This window comes from Nocardia sp. NPDC052254 (assembly GCF_040679495.1).
Classification (GTDB): domain Bacteria; phylum Actinomycetota; class Actinomycetes; order Mycobacteriales; family Mycobacteriaceae; genus Nocardia.
The window spans coordinates 518,684-537,402 of the sequence record NZ_JBFAUW010000002.1; the positions used below are offsets into that span (position 1 = coordinate 518,684).

13 protein-coding genes and 1 pseudogene are annotated in these 18,719 nt (G+C 68.0%); 9 read left to right on the top strand and 5 right to left on the bottom strand.

The annotated features are described in order from the left end of the window. Positions 1 to 34: 34 nt before the first annotated feature. Positions 35 to 787, bottom strand: coding sequence for a TetR/AcrR family transcriptional regulator (locus tag AB0L57_RS07320; RefSeq protein WP_364958559.1), 753 nt, complete (start codon positions 785 to 787; stop codon positions 35 to 37). Positions 788 to 1,071: 284 nt separating this feature from the next. On the opposite strand from AB0L57_RS07320, the gene lon reads away from it, so the two are divergent. Then, positions 1,072 to 3,510, top strand: coding sequence for an endopeptidase La (gene lon / locus AB0L57_RS07325; RefSeq protein ID WP_364959311.1), 2,439 nt, complete (start codon positions 1,072 to 1,074; stop codon positions 3,508 to 3,510). An 80-nt stretch (positions 3,511 to 3,590) separates the two neighbouring features. Here lon and AB0L57_RS07330 read toward each other — a convergent pair whose 3' ends face one another. The 3 genes and pseudogenes from AB0L57_RS07330 to AB0L57_RS07340 all read right to left on the bottom strand — a co-directional run bounded on the left by AB0L57_RS07330 (position 3,591) and on the right by AB0L57_RS07340 (position 5,424). Continuing rightward, positions 3,591 to 4,205: a DUF1707 domain-containing protein gene (locus AB0L57_RS07330; RefSeq protein ID WP_364958561.1), complete on the bottom strand. Its 615-nt coding sequence runs from the start codon at positions 4,203 to 4,205 to the stop codon at positions 3,591 to 3,593. A gap of 146 nt (positions 4,206 to 4,351) precedes the next feature. Beyond that, positions 4,352 to 4,711 (bottom strand): annotated as a pseudogene (locus AB0L57_RS07335) (PaaI family thioesterase); the annotation flags it as partial. 146 nt (positions 4,712 to 4,857) lie between these two features. Further along, the gene (locus AB0L57_RS07340) at positions 4,858 to 5,424 is read right to left on the bottom strand and encodes a TetR/AcrR family transcriptional regulator (protein WP_364958563.1); all 567 of its coding nucleotides are present in this window, start codon (positions 5,422 to 5,424) and stop codon (positions 4,858 to 4,860) included. A 90-nt stretch (positions 5,425 to 5,514) separates the two neighbouring features. Between AB0L57_RS07340 and AB0L57_RS07345 the strand changes: the two genes are divergently transcribed. From AB0L57_RS07345 to AB0L57_RS07370, 6 genes are all read left to right on the top strand, one after another. Then, positions 5,515 to 6,651, top strand: a complete 1,137-nt coding sequence (locus AB0L57_RS07345) for a DNA polymerase IV (RefSeq protein ID WP_364958565.1) — start codon at positions 5,515 to 5,517, stop codon at positions 6,649 to 6,651. 111 nt (positions 6,652 to 6,762) lie between these two features. Beyond that, positions 6,763 to 7,548 carry an enoyl-CoA hydratase-related protein gene (locus AB0L57_RS07350; protein ID WP_364958568.1) on the top strand — a complete coding sequence of 262 codons (786 nt, stop codon included), beginning with the start codon at positions 6,763 to 6,765 and terminating at the stop codon, positions 7,546 to 7,548. 48 nt (positions 7,549 to 7,596) lie between these two features. Then, positions 7,597 to 9,585, top strand: a complete 1,989-nt coding sequence (locus AB0L57_RS07355; protein ID WP_364958570.1) for a hypothetical protein — start codon at positions 7,597 to 7,599, stop codon at positions 9,583 to 9,585. Positions 9,586 to 9,673: 88 nt separating this feature from the next. After that, complete coding sequence (locus tag AB0L57_RS07360) at positions 9,674 to 10,672, top strand: oxidoreductase (protein WP_364958571.1); 999 nt, start codon at positions 9,674 to 9,676, stop codon at positions 10,670 to 10,672. A gap of 87 nt (positions 10,673 to 10,759) precedes the next feature. Further along, positions 10,760 to 11,335 (top strand): TetR/AcrR family transcriptional regulator, encoded by a 576-nt coding sequence (locus tag AB0L57_RS07365; protein ID WP_364958573.1) that lies wholly within the window; start codon positions 10,760 to 10,762, stop codon positions 11,333 to 11,335. Between the two features lie 117 nt (positions 11,336 to 11,452). Beyond that, a complete protein-coding gene (locus tag AB0L57_RS07370) occupies positions 11,453 to 12,643 on the top strand; it encodes a Cmx/CmrA family chloramphenicol efflux MFS transporter (protein WP_364958575.1) in 1,191 nt (396 codons plus the stop codon). Between the two features lie 52 nt (positions 12,644 to 12,695). Here AB0L57_RS07370 and AB0L57_RS07375 read toward each other — a convergent pair whose 3' ends face one another. Continuing rightward, positions 12,696 to 14,576: an ABC transporter ATP-binding protein gene (locus tag AB0L57_RS07375; RefSeq protein ID WP_364958577.1), complete on the bottom strand. Its 1,881-nt coding sequence runs from the start codon at positions 14,574 to 14,576 to the stop codon at positions 12,696 to 12,698. 130 nt (positions 14,577 to 14,706) lie between these two features. On the opposite strand from AB0L57_RS07375, the gene AB0L57_RS07380 reads away from it, so the two are divergent. Together AB0L57_RS07380 and AB0L57_RS07385 are read left to right on the top strand one after the other, a co-directional pair. Further along, positions 14,707 to 15,627, top strand: a complete 921-nt coding sequence (locus AB0L57_RS07380) for an NADP-dependent oxidoreductase (protein WP_364958579.1) — start codon at positions 14,707 to 14,709, stop codon at positions 15,625 to 15,627. Positions 15,628 to 15,652: 25 nt separating this feature from the next. Further along, positions 15,653 to 18,451: an FAD-binding and (Fe-S)-binding domain-containing protein gene (locus tag AB0L57_RS07385; RefSeq protein WP_364958581.1), complete on the top strand. Its 2,799-nt coding sequence runs from the start codon at positions 15,653 to 15,655 to the stop codon at positions 18,449 to 18,451. The last annotated feature ends 268 nt before the right edge of the window (positions 18,452 to 18,719 follow it).

Below are 18,719 nucleotides of genomic sequence, written 5' to 3' on the forward strand. Positions count from 1 at the left end.
AAGGACTCGCCCGCCGATGGAGGGATTTCCATCCTCAGCCGGCGTCGCCGGATTCGGTCGCGTCGACGCGGTCGGCCAGCGCGTTGATCACCTCGATCAACGGTAGTTCCGGATCCAGCGTCACCCGCTGCGCGCGGGCCGCGCCGTCGAGCACACTCCAGGCGTAGCCCGCGACCTCGGCAATCAGCCGATCATGGCTGAGTAGCGGTTGCGGATCACGTGCCCAGCGGCTCACCGTCGCCTCCGTCATCGACACGATGGCGAAGGTCATGGTGTCGGCGGTGGGTTCGTCCACCACACCCACCACCCCGCCGAGGCCGGTGACCAGCGCCCGGGTACGTGCGGCGATGGTGGCCTTGATACTGCTCAGCGCGTCGATGTCGTCCGGGTCGCCGACCGCGGGCCCACTGCGCACGAAGTCGTAGAGCCGGGCATGTTCGGTGATCCAGTCCACGACTGTGGCGACCGTGCGATGCAGGATCTGGTGAATCGATCCGTCCCAGATGTCGAGCGCGGTGTCGACGGTGTCGATGAACTGTTCGCTGACCGTGCTGCGCGCTCGTCGATCCAGCTCGTCGCGCCCCGAGAACTGCCGATACACCACCGATTTCGCGAGCCCCGACCGCTTCGCGATCTGCTGCATGGAAACCTCGTCACCGGGCGCGGACTCCTCGAGCAACTCGATCAGCGCGGCGACGATCTGCTCGCGGCGCCGATCGTTGTGCGGTTGCCAGCGCGCCTGCCGACCGCCGATCGGGACCGATGCGGACGATGAGGCGCTCGACACCCGGTCGAGTCTAGATCAGGGCCTATCGGCATCTCGCCGCACAGAAATTCCCCTCGCGGAATCGCCGCGAGTTCGGGTACTCGTCGCGCACCTCGATCCATGTTCGCCGCAGGTGAACACGGTCGTGGAACAACTCGGAAAGGTTCGCAGTTGAGTAGGTAACGCTCAACCCTGGAAGCGAACACTCAATGAATCCGGGGCATGCTTTGGAAGGGGCTGGAACTGTGAGTACTCCACAGCGTCTGCCGGTGCTGTTTCTGACCGATCCGGTCGTGTTGCCGGGCATGGTCGTCCCCATCGAACTCGACGAGTCGGCGCAGGCCGCCATCGACGCCGCGCGGGCCGCCAACTCGGACTCCGTGCTACTCGCTCCGCGCCTGGACGAGGGTTACGCCGCCTACGGTGTGATCGCGACCATCGAACAGGTCGGCCGGATGCGCGGTGGCGCCTCGGCGGCGGTACTGAAGGCCGAGCAGCGTGCCAAGATCGGGCACGGTGTCACCGGGCCGGGCGCCGCGCTGTGGGTGGAGGCCGAACCGGTCGACACCCCCGCACCCGACGCGCACACGAAAGAACTTGCGACCGAATACAAGCAGTTGGTCGTGTCGGTATTGCAGCGCCGGGAGGCGTGGCAGGTCATCGATGTGGTGAACCGGCTGACCGATCCGTCGGCGCTGGCCGACACCGCGGGCTACGCGCCGTATCTGACCGATGACCAGAAGCGCGAACTGCTCGACACTCCCGATGTCGCAAGCCGTTTGACCACACTGATCGGCTGGACCAAGGATCACATCGCCGAGGCCGAGGTCACCGAGAAGATCGGTGAGGACGTTCGCGAGGGGCTGGAGAAGTCCCAGCGCGAATTCCTGCTTCGCCAGCAGCTCAACGCGATTCGCAAGGAGCTGGGTGAGGGTGAACCCGATGGCGCGGACGACTACCGCACCCGGGTGGAGACCGCGGATCTGCCCGAGAACGTGCGCGAGGCGGCGCTGCGCGAGGTCGAACGGCTCGAGCACAGCAGCGATCAGAGCCCGGAATCGGGCTGGATCCGGACCTGGCTCGACACCGTGCTGGATCTGCCGTGGTCGGTGAAAACCACCGACAACACCGATGTTTCGGCCGCCCGCGCGGTTCTCGATGCCGATCATCACGGCCTGGACGAGGTCAAGGACCGGATGGTCGAATACCTGGCCGTGCGTGCCCGCCGGGCCGCTCGCGGTCTGGAGGTCGTGGGCGGTCGCGGCTCCGGTGCGGTGATGGTGCTGGCCGGTCCGCCCGGAGTGGGCAAGACCTCGCTGGGTGAGAGTGTGGCGCGCGCCCTGGACCGCAAGTTCGTGCGTGTTGCGCTGGGCGGCGTGCGGGACGAGGCCGAGATCCGTGGCCACCGTCGCACCTACGTCGGTGCGCTGCCGGGCCGGATCGTCCGCGCGATCAAGGAGGCGGGATCGATGAATCCCGTTGTCCTGCTGGACGAGATCGACAAGGTGGGATCGGACTTCCGGGGCGATCCGGCGGCCGCGCTGCTGGAGGTGCTGGATCCCGCGCAGAACCACACCTTCCGCGACCACTACCTGGATCTGGATCTGGATCTGTCCGATGTGTTGTTCATCGCGACCGCGAACGTCATGGAGACCATTCCCGGCCCGCTGCTGGACCGCATGGAGCTGATCACCGTCGACGGCTACACCGAGGACGACAAGGTCGCGATCGCTCGTGACTTCCTCGTTCCCCGGCAGCTGGAACGCAATGCCCTGACCGCCGAGGAGGTTTCGTTCACCGACGAGGCGCTGCGTGAGATCGCGGCGAACTACACCCGGGAAGCCGGTGTGCGCCAGCTGGAACGATTGCTCGCGAAGGCGTTGCGCAAGGCGGCGACTCGGCTCTCGCAGGACGAACTCGGTTCCGCGACCGGTGATTCCACCGTCGTCGAACTGGGCTATGACCCCGCCCTGGGTTACGGCTCCGGACGCGAGAAGTCCGATGCCGCAGCGGTGTCCGAGGCGCTGACCATCGGTCTGGGCGATCTGAAGGACTACCTGGGTCGTCCGCGGTTCACCCCCGATTCGGTCGAGCGCACCTCGGTCCCCGGTGTCGCGACCGGATTGGCGGTGACCGGTGCCGGTGGTGACGTCCTCTACATCGAGGCCAATGCCGCCGAGGGCGAGCGTTCGCTGACCCTGACCGGTCAGCTGGGCGATGTCATGAAGGAATCCGCACAGATCGCGCTGACCTACGTCCGCTCGCATCTGGCGGAGATCGGTATCGAGGATCCATCCGATGCCGCAGGTCGCGAGGGCCTGCCCGGTTACGCTCCGGCCCGCCGGAGCGCCGCGGGGGTGCTGGATCGCAACATCCACATCCATTTCCCGGCCGGTGCCGTGCCCAAGGACGGACCGTCCGCGGGCGTCACCATGGTCACCGCCCTGGTATCGCTGGCGCTGGGCCGGCAGGTGCGCGCCGATGTCGGCATGACCGGTGAGGTCACGCTGAACGGGCGGGTGCTGCCGATCGGCGGCGTGAAGCAGAAGCTGCTCGCCGCACAGCGTGCCGGACTGAGGACCGTGTTCATCCCGGCCCGCAACGAGCCGGATCTGGACGAGGTCCCGGCCGAGGTCCTCGAGAGCCTGGACGTCCGCCCCGTCACCGACGTGGCCGACATCCTGGCCTACGCCATCGAGCCGATCGCGGAACCGGCGTACCCGGCGTTCGCCGCGACCGCCTGATCGCCTGACCGAAGGGCCGTATCCCACTGGGATACGGCCCTTCTCGCTGTGGGTGCGCCGCAGGTCTGGGGCATGCGAAATTACTGCCGGGGGCGCCGGAGCAGCCAGGCCAGGAAGGAGCGGCGCGGGCGTTTGGGGTTACGGGCGCGGATGGATCCGGAGCCGATCGAACCGTCGACGCGCAGGGTCGGATATCCGGGGAGTGGCCCGTCGATCCGGTTCTTGGCGCTGCCGCTGGCGATGGCGACGCGGTCCAGGTCCACCGTCCAGCCACGCGGGACGATCAATCGGACACTGCCGGAGGCGACGCCGATGTGCAGTTCGACGAGTGGATGGGGGCAGATCGCCTCGGCGAAATCCAGCCGGACCGAGCCCGACGCCGCGGTGGCGGTGATCTCGGCGGGCACGATCCATCGACCGTCCTTGCGCAGCGATCCGCTGATCGTGGTCAGGACGAGCGGTTCACCGGCCGCTGCCACCGGCAGGTCGGCGGTGACGGCCTCCAGTTCCGCCCGGGTGCGGGCGGCATAGACGGCGGCCAGGCGCTGGTCGAGTTCGGTGAGATCGAGGGAGCCGTCGCCGAGCGCCATATCGAGTTGCCGGGCGACCTGGGCACGTTCGTGATCGGTTACGCGCACAGCGGGGACCGGACCGTCGTGGGTGATGTCCGGATTGCGGTCCTGTGGTTCGGTCATCGGCACATCCTCTTGATTGCGATGCCGAGATTTTACGACTGTGGTTCGGTCCGGTCACCGCCGGTCGTTCCTGGATCGCCGGCCGACGCGGACTGCTGGGTGAGTTGCACATCGGTCGTAGGCAGTGGCCGGTCGACGACACGCACGGTGCCCTGAGCCACGGCGCAGAGTGTACTGGAACCAGCACTGTCGCAATAGATCTCACAGCGCGTCACGGCCTGGCTCCGGGTGGCGTCGGTGACCGCCGCCCGGGCCCGCAGCCGTTCACCGCGGGCGGGGCGCAAGTAGGTGATGGTGAAGCCGCCCGTCAGGACATTCGGCCCGAGGGCGGAACCGGCGGCGAAGGTGAGGGCGTTGTCGGCCAGATATGCCAGCACGCCGCCGTGTACGAATCCGAACTGCTGGGCGTGCTCGGCGCCCAGCTCGACCACCAACGTGGCAGCGCCACCGGCGAATTCGGTGATCTCGGTACCGACGTGCCGAGCGAACGGTTGCGCGGCCAGCACGGCCCGTGCCTGTTCGAGGGTGAGTTTGTCAGCGGATGGTGCTGGACGGGCAGCCGTTGCGGCGCCGCGGGGCGCCTGTGCCGTCGTATCGGGGTCGGTGCCGGTGCGCGCCGAGGTATTCACGGGTACCGCCTTCGGTGGTCGGGTCATGACGGTTGTTCGGTGCCGCACAGGGATTTCCACGCCGCGGCGGCCAGTTCCGGTGCGACCTCGACGGGCTCGGTCCGGATGCCGCCGCCGACCCATTGCCGGGAGAACTCCTGGGCCGGCCCGAGCCACAGCGCGTACAGCAGATCGAGATCGAGATCGCGGACGGCGCCGTAGCGGGCGTGGGTGCGCCACCAGCGCGCGACCGAGATCAGGAATTCCCGATTGCTGTCGCTGTCGTTCACACCCGGTGGCCGCGGCGACATCAGAATCGTTGCGCGGGAACGATTGTCGGTGACCCAGCGCAGGTGCGCGGTCACGCCGGCGGTGACCCCGCCCCGGGCATCGGCACTGTCGGCGATACTCGCCCAGAAGTGCCGTTGATAGTCGGCCAGCGCATGCGTCCAGACCTGGCGGTACAGCTCCGCCTTGTCCGGGAAGTGGTGATACAGCGCGCCGACACTGGCACCGGCGTCCTGTCTGATCTCGCTCAATGTCGCTTCGAGGGTTCCATACTCGGCGAACTGCCGCTCGGCGGCGAGCAGTAACCGATCTCGAATCTTCATATCCAGAATTTAGTTCTGTTTTTCGAGTGGTGCAAGGCTCTACCTGGGAAGTCCGCCCGGTTGTCGGCCCGGTGCGGTATGAACGGAGCTGTGGCCAGGTGGCTGTTGCATGTCGACCTCGACCAATTCCAGGCGGCGGTGGAGTTCCGTCGTCATCCCGAGCTGCGCGGGCTGCCGGTGATCGTCGGCGGGAACGGTGACCCGAACGAGCCCCGCAAGGTGGTGACCTGTGCGTCCTATCCCGCCCGAGCGTTCGGGGTGCGGGCCGGGATGCCGTTGCGTGCCGCCCTCCGCAAATGTCGCGAAGGTGTCTTTCTGCCGTTGGACATGACGACCTACGAGGAGGCTTCCGACGAGGTGATGGAGGTGCTGCGGAGCTTTCCGGTGCGGGTCGAGGTACTGGGCTGGGACGAGGCATTCCTGGCCGCCGACACCGATGATCCCGAGGCGCTCGCCCGGGAAATCCGCAGTGCTGTGGCGGATGTGGGTCTCACCTGCTCGATAGGTCTGGGCGACAACAAATTACGCGCGAAACTGGCGACCGGCTTCGCCAAATCGGTCGGCAAAGGCGCGGGCCTCGATGTGAAAAGTGCTGCGGTACAGCAGACTCCGGCGATCGGCCCGGATCGGCCGTCGCAGGAGGACGCGCCGTCGGCCACGCACGAGGGTGCCGGGATATTCCGGCTCACCGCCGAGAACTGGGACGAGCTCATGGCGGCGCGACCGACCAGCGCCCTGTGGGGTATCGGCAATCGCATCGCGCAGCGCATGTCGGCGCTCGGTATCGACACCGTCGCGGAACTGGCCGCGGCCGACCGCACCGTCCTGGCCGCCGAATTCGGCCCGTCGACGGGCCCGTATCTGTGGGTTCTCGGACATGGGGCCGGTGACACCGATGTGGTCACCGAACCGAGGATTCCGGTGGGCCGCAGTAGATCCGAGACCTTTCCACACGATCTCACCGAACGAGAGGAGATCCGGGCCCAGGTGGCGCGGCTGGCGCGTGAGGTGGCCGGGGAGATGGCCGTGGCCGGGCGGATCGGTACCCGGGTGGGAGTCACGGTGCGTACCAACACCTTCTACACGCGTACCAAACAGAAGAAGCTGGCCGAGCCGACGATCGACGCCGACACGATCACGGCGGTCGCACGCGAGATCATCGATCGTTTCGAACTCGATCGGCCCGTCCGGCTGCTCGGGGTGCGACTCGAGCTCGTCCCGCAGTAGCCGATCCCCTGTTTCCGCGTCCGGATGCCGGATATGCCTCGGTGGTGGCGGCGTCGCACGGATTGCGGTCGTTTGTCATGCTGAGCTCGCAGACTCGACGAAAGGCAGCTCATGAGCGAGTACGAGACGATCACCTTCGAGCAGACCGGCGCGGTCGCGCGGATCACCCTGAACAGGCCCAAAGCGGCCAACGGGATCGACCACGTCCTCGGCCGGGAGCTGGCCGAGATCGCCGCGCTGTGTGCCGACGACCCGGCTCTGAAGGTGGTCGTGCTGACCGGTGCGGGCAAATTCTTCTCGGCCGGCGGTGACCTCAAGGCCATGGCCGCCCAGGACGGGACCGCCGGGACCTACGTCAAGGGGCTGGCCGACGATCTGCACGACGCGCTGTCCTCGTTCGCCCGGATGGACGCGCTGCTGGTGGTGGCCGTCAACGGGGTGGCGGCCGGTGCCGGATTCAGTCTGGCGATGGCCGGTGATCTCGTTCTCGCGGGCGAATCGGCGAAGTTCACGATGGCCTACACCCGCGCGGGACTCAGCCCCGACGGCGGCGCCTCGTACTACCTGCCGCGCCTGATCGGCCTGCGCCGCACCCAGGAACTGATGTTCACCAACCGCACGCTGTCGGCCGCCGACGCCCTGAACTGGGGGCTGCTGCACCGGGTGGTGCCCGATGCCGAACTGAGCTCGGCCGTGGATGAACTGGTGGCCGAATTCGCGGCGGGGCCGAAGCAGTCCAACGCCAGTGTGAAGAAGTTGTTGCTGGTCAGCTCGTCGCACACCCTCGAAGAGCAGACCGCGCGCGAGGCCGCGTTCATCGCCGCATGTGCCGATGGACCCGATGGCGCCGAAGGAATCGGCGCCTTCCTCGAGAAGCGCGCGCCGGTTTTCGAATGATCCGGTGATTCGCCGTCCGCCGCGCACCGGCCAGTAGGGTGGGTTGTCATGTTCTCCGCGCCCGGCCTCACCCGCGGAGCGCAGCGGGTACCGAGCGCCGGTCGGCGGGGCGCTGAACCGGCGGCTGCGGTACCGGCCGCGCACTCGGCGCGCGGATCGCGTCGGTTGTCGCCGGTGCTGCTGGTGGCAGCGGTCCTGATCATCGCCCAGATCGCGATTCGCGGATGGGTGGCCGGTCGCGGGTACTTCTACTGGGACGATCTCATCCTGGTGGGCCGGGCGGATCGCTATCCGCCGTGGTCTCCCGATCTGCTGCTCCACGACCACGATGGCCACTTCATGCCGCTGGCATTCGCCACCGCGTGGGTGGTCACCAAGGTCGCACCGCTGCAGTGGGGTGGGGCCGTGCTGAGCATGCTGATCCTGCAGCTGGCCGCGTCGGTCGCGGTCCTGCGGATGTTGCTGGTGCTGGTTCCGGCGAGATCCGGGAAGGTGCGCCGGCTCGTGCTCGTCCCGCTGGCCGGGTATCTCTTCTGCCCGTTGACACTGCCCGCCTTCGCTTGGTGGGCGGCCTCGTTGAACGCATTGCCGCTGCAGTTCGCGCTGGCCTGGGTGATCGCGGACGCGGTGCTGCTGGTCCGCACCGGCCGTGGGCGCCATGTCGTGTCCGGGGTGCTCGTGCTGATCGTGGGACTGCTGTTCTTCGAGAAGGCGGTGGTGGTGCCGTTCGTGGCCTTCGCCGTCGCGGTGCTGGACCGCTATGTGCGAGGTGGCGGTGCACCGGAGGTGACCGGCATCGCCGCGGTGCGGGGCGTCGCGCGTGCCGGCGCGCGACTGTGGCTGAGCTCGGCGGCCGTGCTGGCGGGCTGGGCGGCGATCTATCTGACCGTCGCGAATCCCACCGCGCTCGATACCAGCCTGGCCGGCATGCGGCGGCTGCTGCACAGCGCCACCTCACTCGGCATCGTCCCGACACTGCTGGGCGGACCGTGGGTGTGGGCGCGCTGGTTGCCCTCGACGCCGTGGGCGACCCCGCCGCGCTGGACGGTCGCTCTCGGATGGCTGGCGGTCGCGCTGGTGGTGCTGCTGACCGTACGGATGCGCAGGCGGGTTGTGCCGGTGTGGGTACTGGTGGCCGGATATGTTCTGGCCGTACAGCTTCCGATCGTCCTGATCCGCGGTGGGCCCAATACCGCCGCCGAACTCATGCAGTCGCTGCGCTATCTGGCCGACGTCGCGGTGGTGCTGGCTGCCGCGTGTGCCTTGCTGCTGGCCGCGCCGGTGCGTGCGACCGGTGAGCGAACGCGATCGGGGTCTGCGGTATCGGGAGGTGCCCGCGACGACGCGACGTCGGCACCGCGGCGAACCGGTGTCCGGGAAGGTGCGCCCGTCTGGTCGAAGCGCGTCGCGCTCGCGCTGACCGTGGCGTTCGTGGCAAGCAGTTTGTACACCACGGTGTCGTTCACCAGGTCCTGGCAGATCAGCCCGACGCGGACCTATCTCACGAATGCCGAAGCGGCATTCGCCGATTGGGACGGTGCGCCGCTGCTCGAGCAGGAGGTGCCGTGGGATGTGCTGACGCCGATGGCCCATCCACAGAACCTGGTACCGCAGGTGCTCGGGCCGATCGCGCCGCCGGGTGCGTTCGCCGACGCGACACCGGAACTACGCATGCTCGATGACGAGGGCAGGATGGTCGACGCGTCGGTGTGGTGGAACCGCCGTATTCTCGCGGGCCCCGAACCGGGGTGCGGATACCGCATCGATGGTGCGGAGCCGGTGGCGCTCTGGCTGGACGGGCCCATGCTGGAGCACGGCTGGACGGCGCAGATCAACTACTTCGCCGAACGGGACGGCCGGATCATCGTGGGGCTGGAACACGGCGAACCGGTGGTGGCACCGGTCCGAGCGGGTGTGCACACGGTGTTCGTCCACCTTGTCGGCAGCGGTGAGTTGCTGCGAATCGGCTCGCGCACACCGGGGCTCGACGTGTGTGTCGGTGTCGGACCGGTCGGTGTTGCCGCATTCGGTCCGTGAATCCGGTCGGTGTGGTCCGGTTCCGGAACGGGGTGCGAAGATCATTTCGCCGTAGCCGGGGGCATGGGTGGCACCTATGCTCGAACCCATGCAGTTCCAGGCGATGGTTGCGCACGAGACCGAGGACGGCGGTGTCGTGCTGGCCCGCGAGGAGGTCGGCGACGATTTCCTCGGGCCCGGCACGGTGACGATCAAGGTGCACTATTCGAGTGCGAACTTCAAGGACGGGCTGGCCATCACCCCGCGCGGCGGTGTGGTGCGCAACTACCCGATCATCCCGGGGATCGATCTGACCGGTGCGGTGGTCGCTTCCGAGGATCCCGCGTTCGCGGTCGGTGACGAGGTGATCGCGCACGGCTACGAGATCGGCGTCGCGCACAATGGCGGCTTCGCCGAATATGCCCGGGTGCCCGCGGAGTGGGTGGTGAAACTCGAGGGTCTGAGCACCCGCGAGGCCGCCGCCCTCGGTACCGCCGGCTTCACCGCCGCCATGAGTGTGCAGGCGCTGCTGGATCGGGGCCTGACCCCGGCCGACGGTCCCGTCCTGGTGACGGGTGCGACGGGCGGTGTCGGCAGTGTCGCGCTCGACATCCTGTCCGGCCTCGGCTTCGAGGTCACCGCCTCCACCGGCAAATCCGATGCGGGTGAGCTGTTGTCGGCCCTGGGTGCCGCCGCGACCATCGGCCGCCTGCCGGAGGACCCGGATGCCAGACCCCGGCCGTTGGCCAAGGCGCACTGGGCGGCCGCGGTGGACAGTGTGGGCGGAAAGTCGCTGGCCCACATCCTCAGCACAGTTCGCTACGGCGGTTCGGTCGCGGTCAGCGGCCTCACCGGCGGTACCGATCTGCCCACCACCGTGATGCCGTTCATCCTGCGCGGGGTGAGCCTGCTGGGCATCGACTCGGTCAATTTCCCGATCGAACAGCGCCGCGCTCTCTGGACCCGGCTCGGCAAGGACCTGAAGCCCGCGCATCTGTCGGATCTGGAGAACACCGCGTCGGTCACCGAGGCCGAATCCGTTCTGCGTGCCATCCGCGACGGACAGCATTCGGGCCGAACCGTGCTCGCGGTCGCCGGCGAATTCTGACCGAGGCGATCGACTACGCCCTCCGGTGTCGTCGTCCGCCGACGGGAATTTTGTACTGATCTATCCAAAATATGCTAGCGTGGCGACATGGCGCGACCCAGGCAGTTCGACGAATCCGGAGCCGTGGATGCGGCGATGCGGGCGTTCTGGAGTGCGGGATACGAGGGTACGTCGACGCAGGATCTCTGTGCGGCAACGGGTTTGGGGCGCTCGAGTATCTACAACACCTTCAGTAGCAAGCATGATCTGTTCGAGCGTGCGTTGCGCCGGTACATGACGGCCAAGAACGCCGACACCTTCGAGGTGCTCGACGGTCCAGGGACGGCGAGCGACAAGCTCCGGGCTGTCTTGTGGCGTGTGGTCGACGCACCCGAGGACGACCCCCTCGGATGTCTGGTCGTCAACGCCACTGTCGAGCTGGGTCCGCGTGATCCCGAGGTCGCTGCATTGCTGCGGGCCGATCTGGATCGCCGGAAGGCCGCCCTGGCGGCCGTGGTCCGGGCCGGCCAGGCGGCCGGTGAGATCGACAATCGGTCCGATCCGGCCGATCTCACCCAATTCGTGATCGCGACCATCGGCGGAATGCGGGTGGCCGCCCGCGGTGGTGCCGGCCGGGAAACGCTGGCAGGCATCGCCGAGACCGCCATGCGATGTCTCCGATAGCGCGCCGCGTCCTGCTCTGAGCGTCCGGTGCGGCGCGGGCGAACCCCGTTGCGGGGCTGCCGGATTCAATCATGAAGTTATTTTGAACTGAATGTTCCAAAACTGGAGGTAGGCGAAATGCCGTCGGCGGTATACATATTGGGTCTGGCGATTTTCGCACAGGGCACCTCGGAAATGATGTTGTCCGGCCTGCTCACCGAGATGTCCGCCGGCCTCGGCGTATCCGTTCCGCAAGCGGGACTGCTGATCTCGGCCTTCGCGGTCGGAATGCTGCTCGGTGCACCGATATCCGCTGTCGTCACCGCGCGCTGGTCACGCCGCAACGCACTGCTCGCCTTTCTGGCGATCTTCATCGCCACCCACATCGTCGCGGCGCTGACCTCCGACTACCGGGTGCTGATCGCCACCCGGGTGGTGGGCGCGTTCGTCTACGCCGGATTCTGGTCGGTGGCCGCGTCGACAGTGATCGGGCTGGTTCCGGCCACCGCGCGCGGCCGGGCCATGAGTGTGGTCGCGGGCGGGCTCACCATCGCGACCATTCTCGGCCTGCCCGCCGGTACCTTCATCGGTCAGCATCTGGGCTGGCGGGCAGCCTTCTGGGCGGTCGTGATCATCTGCGTGCCGGTCCTGGTCGCGGTGGCGGTCACGGTGCCGAATCGGCACGCGGGCCCGGCCATGCCGGTACGAAAGGAGTTGCGTGCCTTGCGTACCGGTCCGGTCGTCCTGCTGTATGCGACGACCATGGTGGCCACCGCCGCGCTGCTGGTCACCTTCGGCTATCTCGGAGCATTGCTCACCGAGAGCACCGGTGTTCGCGGCACCTGGGTTCCGGTGATCCTGGGGATCTACGGTCTCGGTTCGCTGGCCGGGATCGTCGTCGGCGGCCGCACGGCCGACCGTCATCCGCTTCGCACGCTGGCGGTCGGCATCTCGGGTCTGGTGATCAGTTCGCTGGTGCTGGCGCTGACGGCACAGTACTGGCCGGTCGTGGTGGTAGCGGTATTTCTGCTGGGGGCGTTCGGTTTCGGGACGAATCCGGTGTTGAACAGCCGGGTGTTCGGCCTGGCTCCCGATTCCGGCACACTCGGCGCCGCCGGAAACGTGATGTCGTTCAATGTGGGTATCACCGTCGGACCCTGGTTGGGTGGTCTGGCGATAGGCGCCGGGATGGGTTATCCGTCGGTCGCGTGGATCGGCGCGGTCCTCGGCCTGGGAGCGTTGGGGCTGGTGGCGCTGAGCCGGTCGGCCGGTGCGCCGGTGAGTTCGGCGGATATCGATGTGCCGGAGGCTGTTCCGGCGGAACTCTGACCGAAGGAGGGCGAGGCCGTCTCGACCTCGCCCCCCGGATCCGGCCGCGGAGCTACGCCGCCACCACCGCCGTATCGTCGGCGAACTGGGTGCGGTGGAGCTCCGCGTAGCGGCCCTGTTCGGCGAGCAGCTGGGCGTGGTCGCCACGCTCGATGATGCGGCCGTCCTCGACGACCAGAATCTCGTCGGCCTTGCGGATCGTCGACAGCCGATGCGCGATCACCAGTGCGGTGCGTCCGTCCAGCGCCGCGGTCAGCGCCTCCTGCACCGCCGCCTCCGACGTGGAGTCCAGTGATGCGGTGGCCTCGTCGAGAATCACGACCCGCGGCTGCTTGAGCAGCAACCGGGCGATGGTGAGTCGTTGCCGTTCACCGCCGGACAACCGGTATCCGCGTTCGCCGACCACCGTGTCCAGACCGTCGGGTAGCTGTTCGATCACCGTGCGCATGCGTGCTCGCTCCAGGGCGCTCCACAGTTCGTCCTCGTCGGCCTGTGGCTGGGCCAGCAGGAGATTCGCCCGGATGGTGTCGTGGAAGAGGTGCCCGTCCTGGGTCACCAGGCCGACGGTGTCCTGAACGGACCGGGTGGTCGATTCGCGGATATCCACTCCGTTCAGCCGGACGGCGCCGCCGTCCACGTCGTACAGTCGCGAAAGCAGTTGCGCGATGGTCGATTTCCCGGCGCCCGAGGATCCGACCAGGGCGATCATCTGCCCGGGTTCGGCGCGCAGCGAGATGTCGTGCAGTACCTCGGTGCCGCCCCGGTGATCGAGCGTGGACACGTCCTCGAGTGAGGCCAGCGACACCTTGTCGGCGGACGGGTAGGAGAAGGTGACCCGGTCGAATTCCACCGCGACCGGTCCCGCCGGAATCTCCACGGCGCCGGGAGCCTCCTCGATCAGTGGCTTCAGATCGAGGATTTCGAAGACCCGCTCGAAACTCACCAGTGCCGACATGATGTCCACCCGCGCGCTGGCCAAGGCGGTCAGCGGGGTGTACAGCCTGGTCAGCAGCAATGAGAGTGCGACAACCGCGCCGGCGTCCAGCTGCCCGCGTAGTGCGTACCATCCGCCCAGTCCGTAGACCAGGGCCACCGCCAGGGCCGACACCAGCGTGAGCGCGGTGACGAAGACCGTCTGCAGCATGGCCGTGCGTACCCCGATATCGCGAACCCGTCCGGCGCGCGCCGCGAATTCGTCCGATTCCTGCTCGGGGCGGCCGAACAATTTCACCAGGGTGGCCCCGGGCGCGGAGAAGCGCTCGGTCATCTGGGTACTCATCGACGCGTTGAGCTGGGCCGCCTCGCGTTGAATGGCCGCGATGCGGGTGCCCATCCGGCGGGCCGGAAGCATGAACAGCGGCAACAGGATCAGCGCCAGCAGTGTGATCTGCCAGGACAACCGGGCCATCACCGCGACCGTGAGCACGAGCGTGACGATATTGGTCACCACACCCGACAGGGTCGTGCTGAATGCGCGCTGCGCCCCGATCACATCGTTGTTGAGCCTGCTCACCAGCGCACCCGTGCGAGTGCGGGTGAAGAAGGCGACCGGCATGCGCTGGACGTGATCGAACACCGCGGTACGCAGATCGAGGATCAGGCCCTCCCCGATCCGGGCGGACAACCATCGGATGGCGATCCCCAGGGCCGCGTCCAGCACCGCCACCAGCGCGATCACCACCGCGAGCGTGAGTACCGACCGTGGTGCGGAATGCCCGACGATATCGTTCACCACCCGCCCGGCCAGGACCGGATTGGCCACCGTGAGCAGCGCGGACGCGATGCTGAACACCAGGAACCCGATGAGCCGGCCACGGTGTGGCCGAGCGAATCGCAGAATGCGCGCGGCCGTCTCACGGCGCAGACCGCGCCGCTGCTGGGGTGCATGTGCCTGCCGGTACAGCTGACTCCACGCGACCGATTCGATGCTCATCCGCATCTCCTTCCGCTGCCGGGGTCCCATTGAACTCCGGGCCACCGACATTAAGACCTCAACAAAGGTTTAGGGCAAGTGGTCCCCGGTTCGCCACGGGCGAAATTCACCGGCGGATAGGGTCGAGGACATGGCGTCGAATCAGCGGATGCGTGCGATCCAATACGACCGGGTCGGTGGACCCGAGGTGTTGGAGCAGGTCGAGGTACCGATTCCTGACCCCGCCGCCGATCAGATCCGGGTCGCGATCAAGGCAGCCGGCGTCAATCCCGCCGATTGGAAGATGCGCTCCGGTCTGATGCCGGGCCCGGGAGCGTTCCCTCGTCGCGCCGGATTCGAGATCGCCGGTGTGGTCGACGCGGCCGGGCCGGCCGCCCTGTTCCGGGCCGGTGATCGGGTCCTGGGCTGGGCACAGGGCGGTGGCTACGCCGAGTACGCCCTGGCCGGTCCGCTGGTCCGCAAACCCTCGGGCCTGTCCTTCCTCGACGCGGCGGCGATTCCGGTCGCGGCGAACACCGCCGGTGGCGGTCTGGCCGAACTCGGCGTGAAATCGGGCGAGACGCTGCTGGTCAACGGTGCCTCCGGTGCGGTCGGGGCATTCGTGGTGCAACTGGCCCGCTCGTTCGGCGCGACGGTCGTCGGCACCGCCTCGGCCGCCAATCAGGACCTGGTGCGCTCGCTCGGTGCCGTGGCCACCACCTACGGCGCGGGGGTGGTGGACCGGGTGCGGGCGCTGGTCCCGGACGGCATCGACGCGGTCTACGACTGCGCCGGTCACGGATTCCTCGATGCCGCAATCGAATTGCGCGGTTCCACCGACCGGATCATCACCATCGCCGACGGCGCCGCGGCCGACAAGGGGGTCGCATTCTTCTCCCGGCCGGGCAAAGACGGGCTGGACGCGGTGGAACGGGTGGCGCAACTGGTCGCCTCCGGTGAATTCCGGTTGCCCGGGCCCGCCCGGCCCTATCCGCTCGCCGCGGCCGCCGCGGCGCAGCGGGAAAGCGAGACGGGGCACGGCCTCGGCAAGATCGTGCTGCTTCCGGCCTGATGTCGCGAGGTTCTACCCTGGCGATATGACCGACTCCTGGGTGCGGGCTCTGCGCGACCGGATCGATGGCGAGGTCGAGTCCGATGACCGCCGGCGTGCGGAATACTCCTCGGATGCCTCCAACTATCGGGTGCGTCCGGCGGCGGTGGTCTTTCCGCGCGGGGACGAGGATGTGGCGCGGACGCTGAGCGCGGCACGTGAGCAGGGCCTTGCGGTCACCGCGCGAGGTGGCGGAACCTCGGTGGCGGGCAATGCGATCGGCCCCGGGCTGGTACTGGACTTCAGCCGCCACATGAATGCCGTCCTCGCGATCGATCCCGACAACCGGTGCGCCAGAGTGCAACCCGGCGTGATCCTGGCGGAGCTGCAGCGAACCGCGGCCGCCCACGGTCTGCGCCTGGGGCCGGATCCGTCCACCCAGAATCGGTGCACGCTCGGCGGAATGATCGGCAACAATGCCTGCGGGCCGCGGGCGGTGGCCTGGGGGCGCACCTCCGACACCGTGCGCGAACTGCGAATACTCGACGGCAGCGGTGTCGAGCGCGGCCTCGGCACCGACCTGTCGGCGCTCCCCGGTCTGACGGAATTCACCCGCCGCAATCTGGCCGTGTTGCGGACCGAGGTGGGCCGATTCGAGCGGCAGGCCTCGGGCTACGGACTGCAGTATCTGACACCGGAACACGGCTCCTCGATCGCGAAGGCGTTCGTGGGATCCGAGGGCACCTGCGGTCTGCTCCTGGACGCGACCGTGGAGCTGGTGCCGGTACCCGAGGCCACCGCGGTCGCGGTCCTCGGCTATCCCGACATGCCGACCGCAGCCGACGACGTCCGGTCGGTGCTGGCCGGTCGCCCGATCGCGGTGGAGGGTCTGGACGCGCGCCTGGTGGACGTCGTCCGGGCACACGGTCGATCGGTGCCCGATCTGCCGGTCGGCGGTGCCTGGCTGTTCGTCGAATTCGCTGGTGACACCGCGGAATTCGCCTACGAGTCCGCGGCGTCGGTGGTCCGGGACTGCGGCGCGGTCGACTCCCGGATCGTCACCGACACCGACATCGCGGCCCGGCTGTGGCGAATCCGCGCCGACGGCGCGGGTCTGGCGGGGCGCACACCGGATGGCGCACCCGCCTGGCCCGGCTGGGAGGATGCCGCGGTTCCGGCCGAACATCTGGGTGACTATCTGCGCGATTTCGAGAACTTGATGCGCGCGCACCGGGTGGACGGGCTGCTGTACGGGCATATCGGCGACGGGTGCATTCACGTCCGCCTGGATCTGCCGATCGCCGACGCGCCGCGGCGTTTCCGGGAATTCCTCTGCGACGCCACCGATCTGGTCGTGCGTCACGGCGGTTCCGCCTCGGGTGAGCACGGCGACGGCCGTGCCCGCTCGGAGTTGTTGTCACGCATCTACTCTCCGGAGGCGCTGCGGGTATTCGCCGAATTCAAGGGCCTTTTCGATTCCGACGATCTGCTGAATCCGGGTGTGCTCGTGCGGCCGCGGCCGGTCGATGCGGATCTGCGCCTGGCGGGGCTGCGGCCGGTGCCGGCCGTGGGTGGTTTCGCCTTCGCCGCCGACGGGGATATCGGAGCGGCCGCGCATCGCTGTGTCGGAGTCGGAAAGTGCCGGGCCGACACCCGTGCGACCGGCGGCTTCATGTGCCCCTCGTATCTGGCCACCGCCGACGAGAAGGACAGCACCCGCGGCCGGGCCAGGGTGCTGCAGGAGGTGGTGCGCGGCGCGCTCGATTGGCGCGACGAGGCGGTCGCCGAATCGCTGGACCTGTGCCTGTCCTGCCGGGCCTGTTCGTCCGACTGCCCGGCCGGGGTCGATATGGCGACCTACAAGTCCGAAACGCTGTACCGGGCGTATCGGCATCGGGTGCGGCCGATCGACCACTATGTCCTGGGACAACTTCCCCGCTGGCTGGCAGCCGGAACCGCTGTGCCACGAGTGGTCAACGCGCTCACCGGAAACGACCGGATGAGGTCGCTGGGTATGCGCCTGGCCGGGATGGATCCGCGGCGGCCCGCACCGCGGCTGGCCCCGCGATCGTTTCGCCGGCAGTGGGCGCGGCGGGGGCCCGAGAAGTATCCGGACCGGCCGGTGGCGATGCTGTGGGTCGACAGCTTCACCGATGCCTTCGCACCGGAAATCGGCTGGGCCGCAGTCGAGCTCATCGAATCGGCCGGTTATCGGGTCCGGATCACCGGCCGGCGGGTGTGTTGCGGTCTCACCTGGATCAGTACCGGACAGCTCGACGGTGCGCGCAAACGCCTGCGCGCGGGCCTGGACGCTCTCGACGACCATATTCGCCACGGCGGGCCGGTGATCGGGATGGAACCGTCCTGTACCGCGGTACTGCGCTCCGATCTGCCCGAATTGCTGCCCGACGATCCGCGTTCGGTACCGACGGCGCGCGCGGTGCGCACGCTGGCCGAATTCCTGGAGGAGCAACCCGAGTGGTCGCCGCCCGATCGTTCGGGTGACACCGTGGTGGTGCAACCGCATTGCCATCAACATGCGGTGACGGGATTCGCCGCGGATCTGCGACTGCTCCGGAGCACCGGTGCGGATATCACCGAAATCAATGGATGCTGTGGACTTGCTGGGAACTTCGGAATGCAGTCCGGTCATTACGAGGTCTCGGTCGCGATAGCCGAGGGCGGCCTGCTGCCCGCGCTCCGCGCGGCCGAATCCGGAACTTCGCTACTGGCCGACGGATTCTCCTGCCGAACTCAGGCCGAACAACTGGCCGGCCGGCCGGGGTGGCATCTGGCTCAGTTCCTGACCGATCACGGATCCTCGCAGAGCGCGTCCGAGCGGTGAAATGCCGCGAACGCCCGCCGCCTGACGAAGGCGGCGGGCGCTGAAGACTTCGAGATCAGCTGCCGAACGGAAGTGTGCCCGGAGGAATCTGGTAGCCCGAGCTACCGGCGGAGACGGCGCCCCACACATTGAGCAGCAAATTCAGGAAGTTGGTGAGCATGGAGACCTCCGTTGTGCCATTGCCGAACGATTGCTGTTTAAGCCATTATTCATCGAAATCGGCATGCGTGATCGTATCGTTACACCAGCGCGGATGCGCGTGACCTAC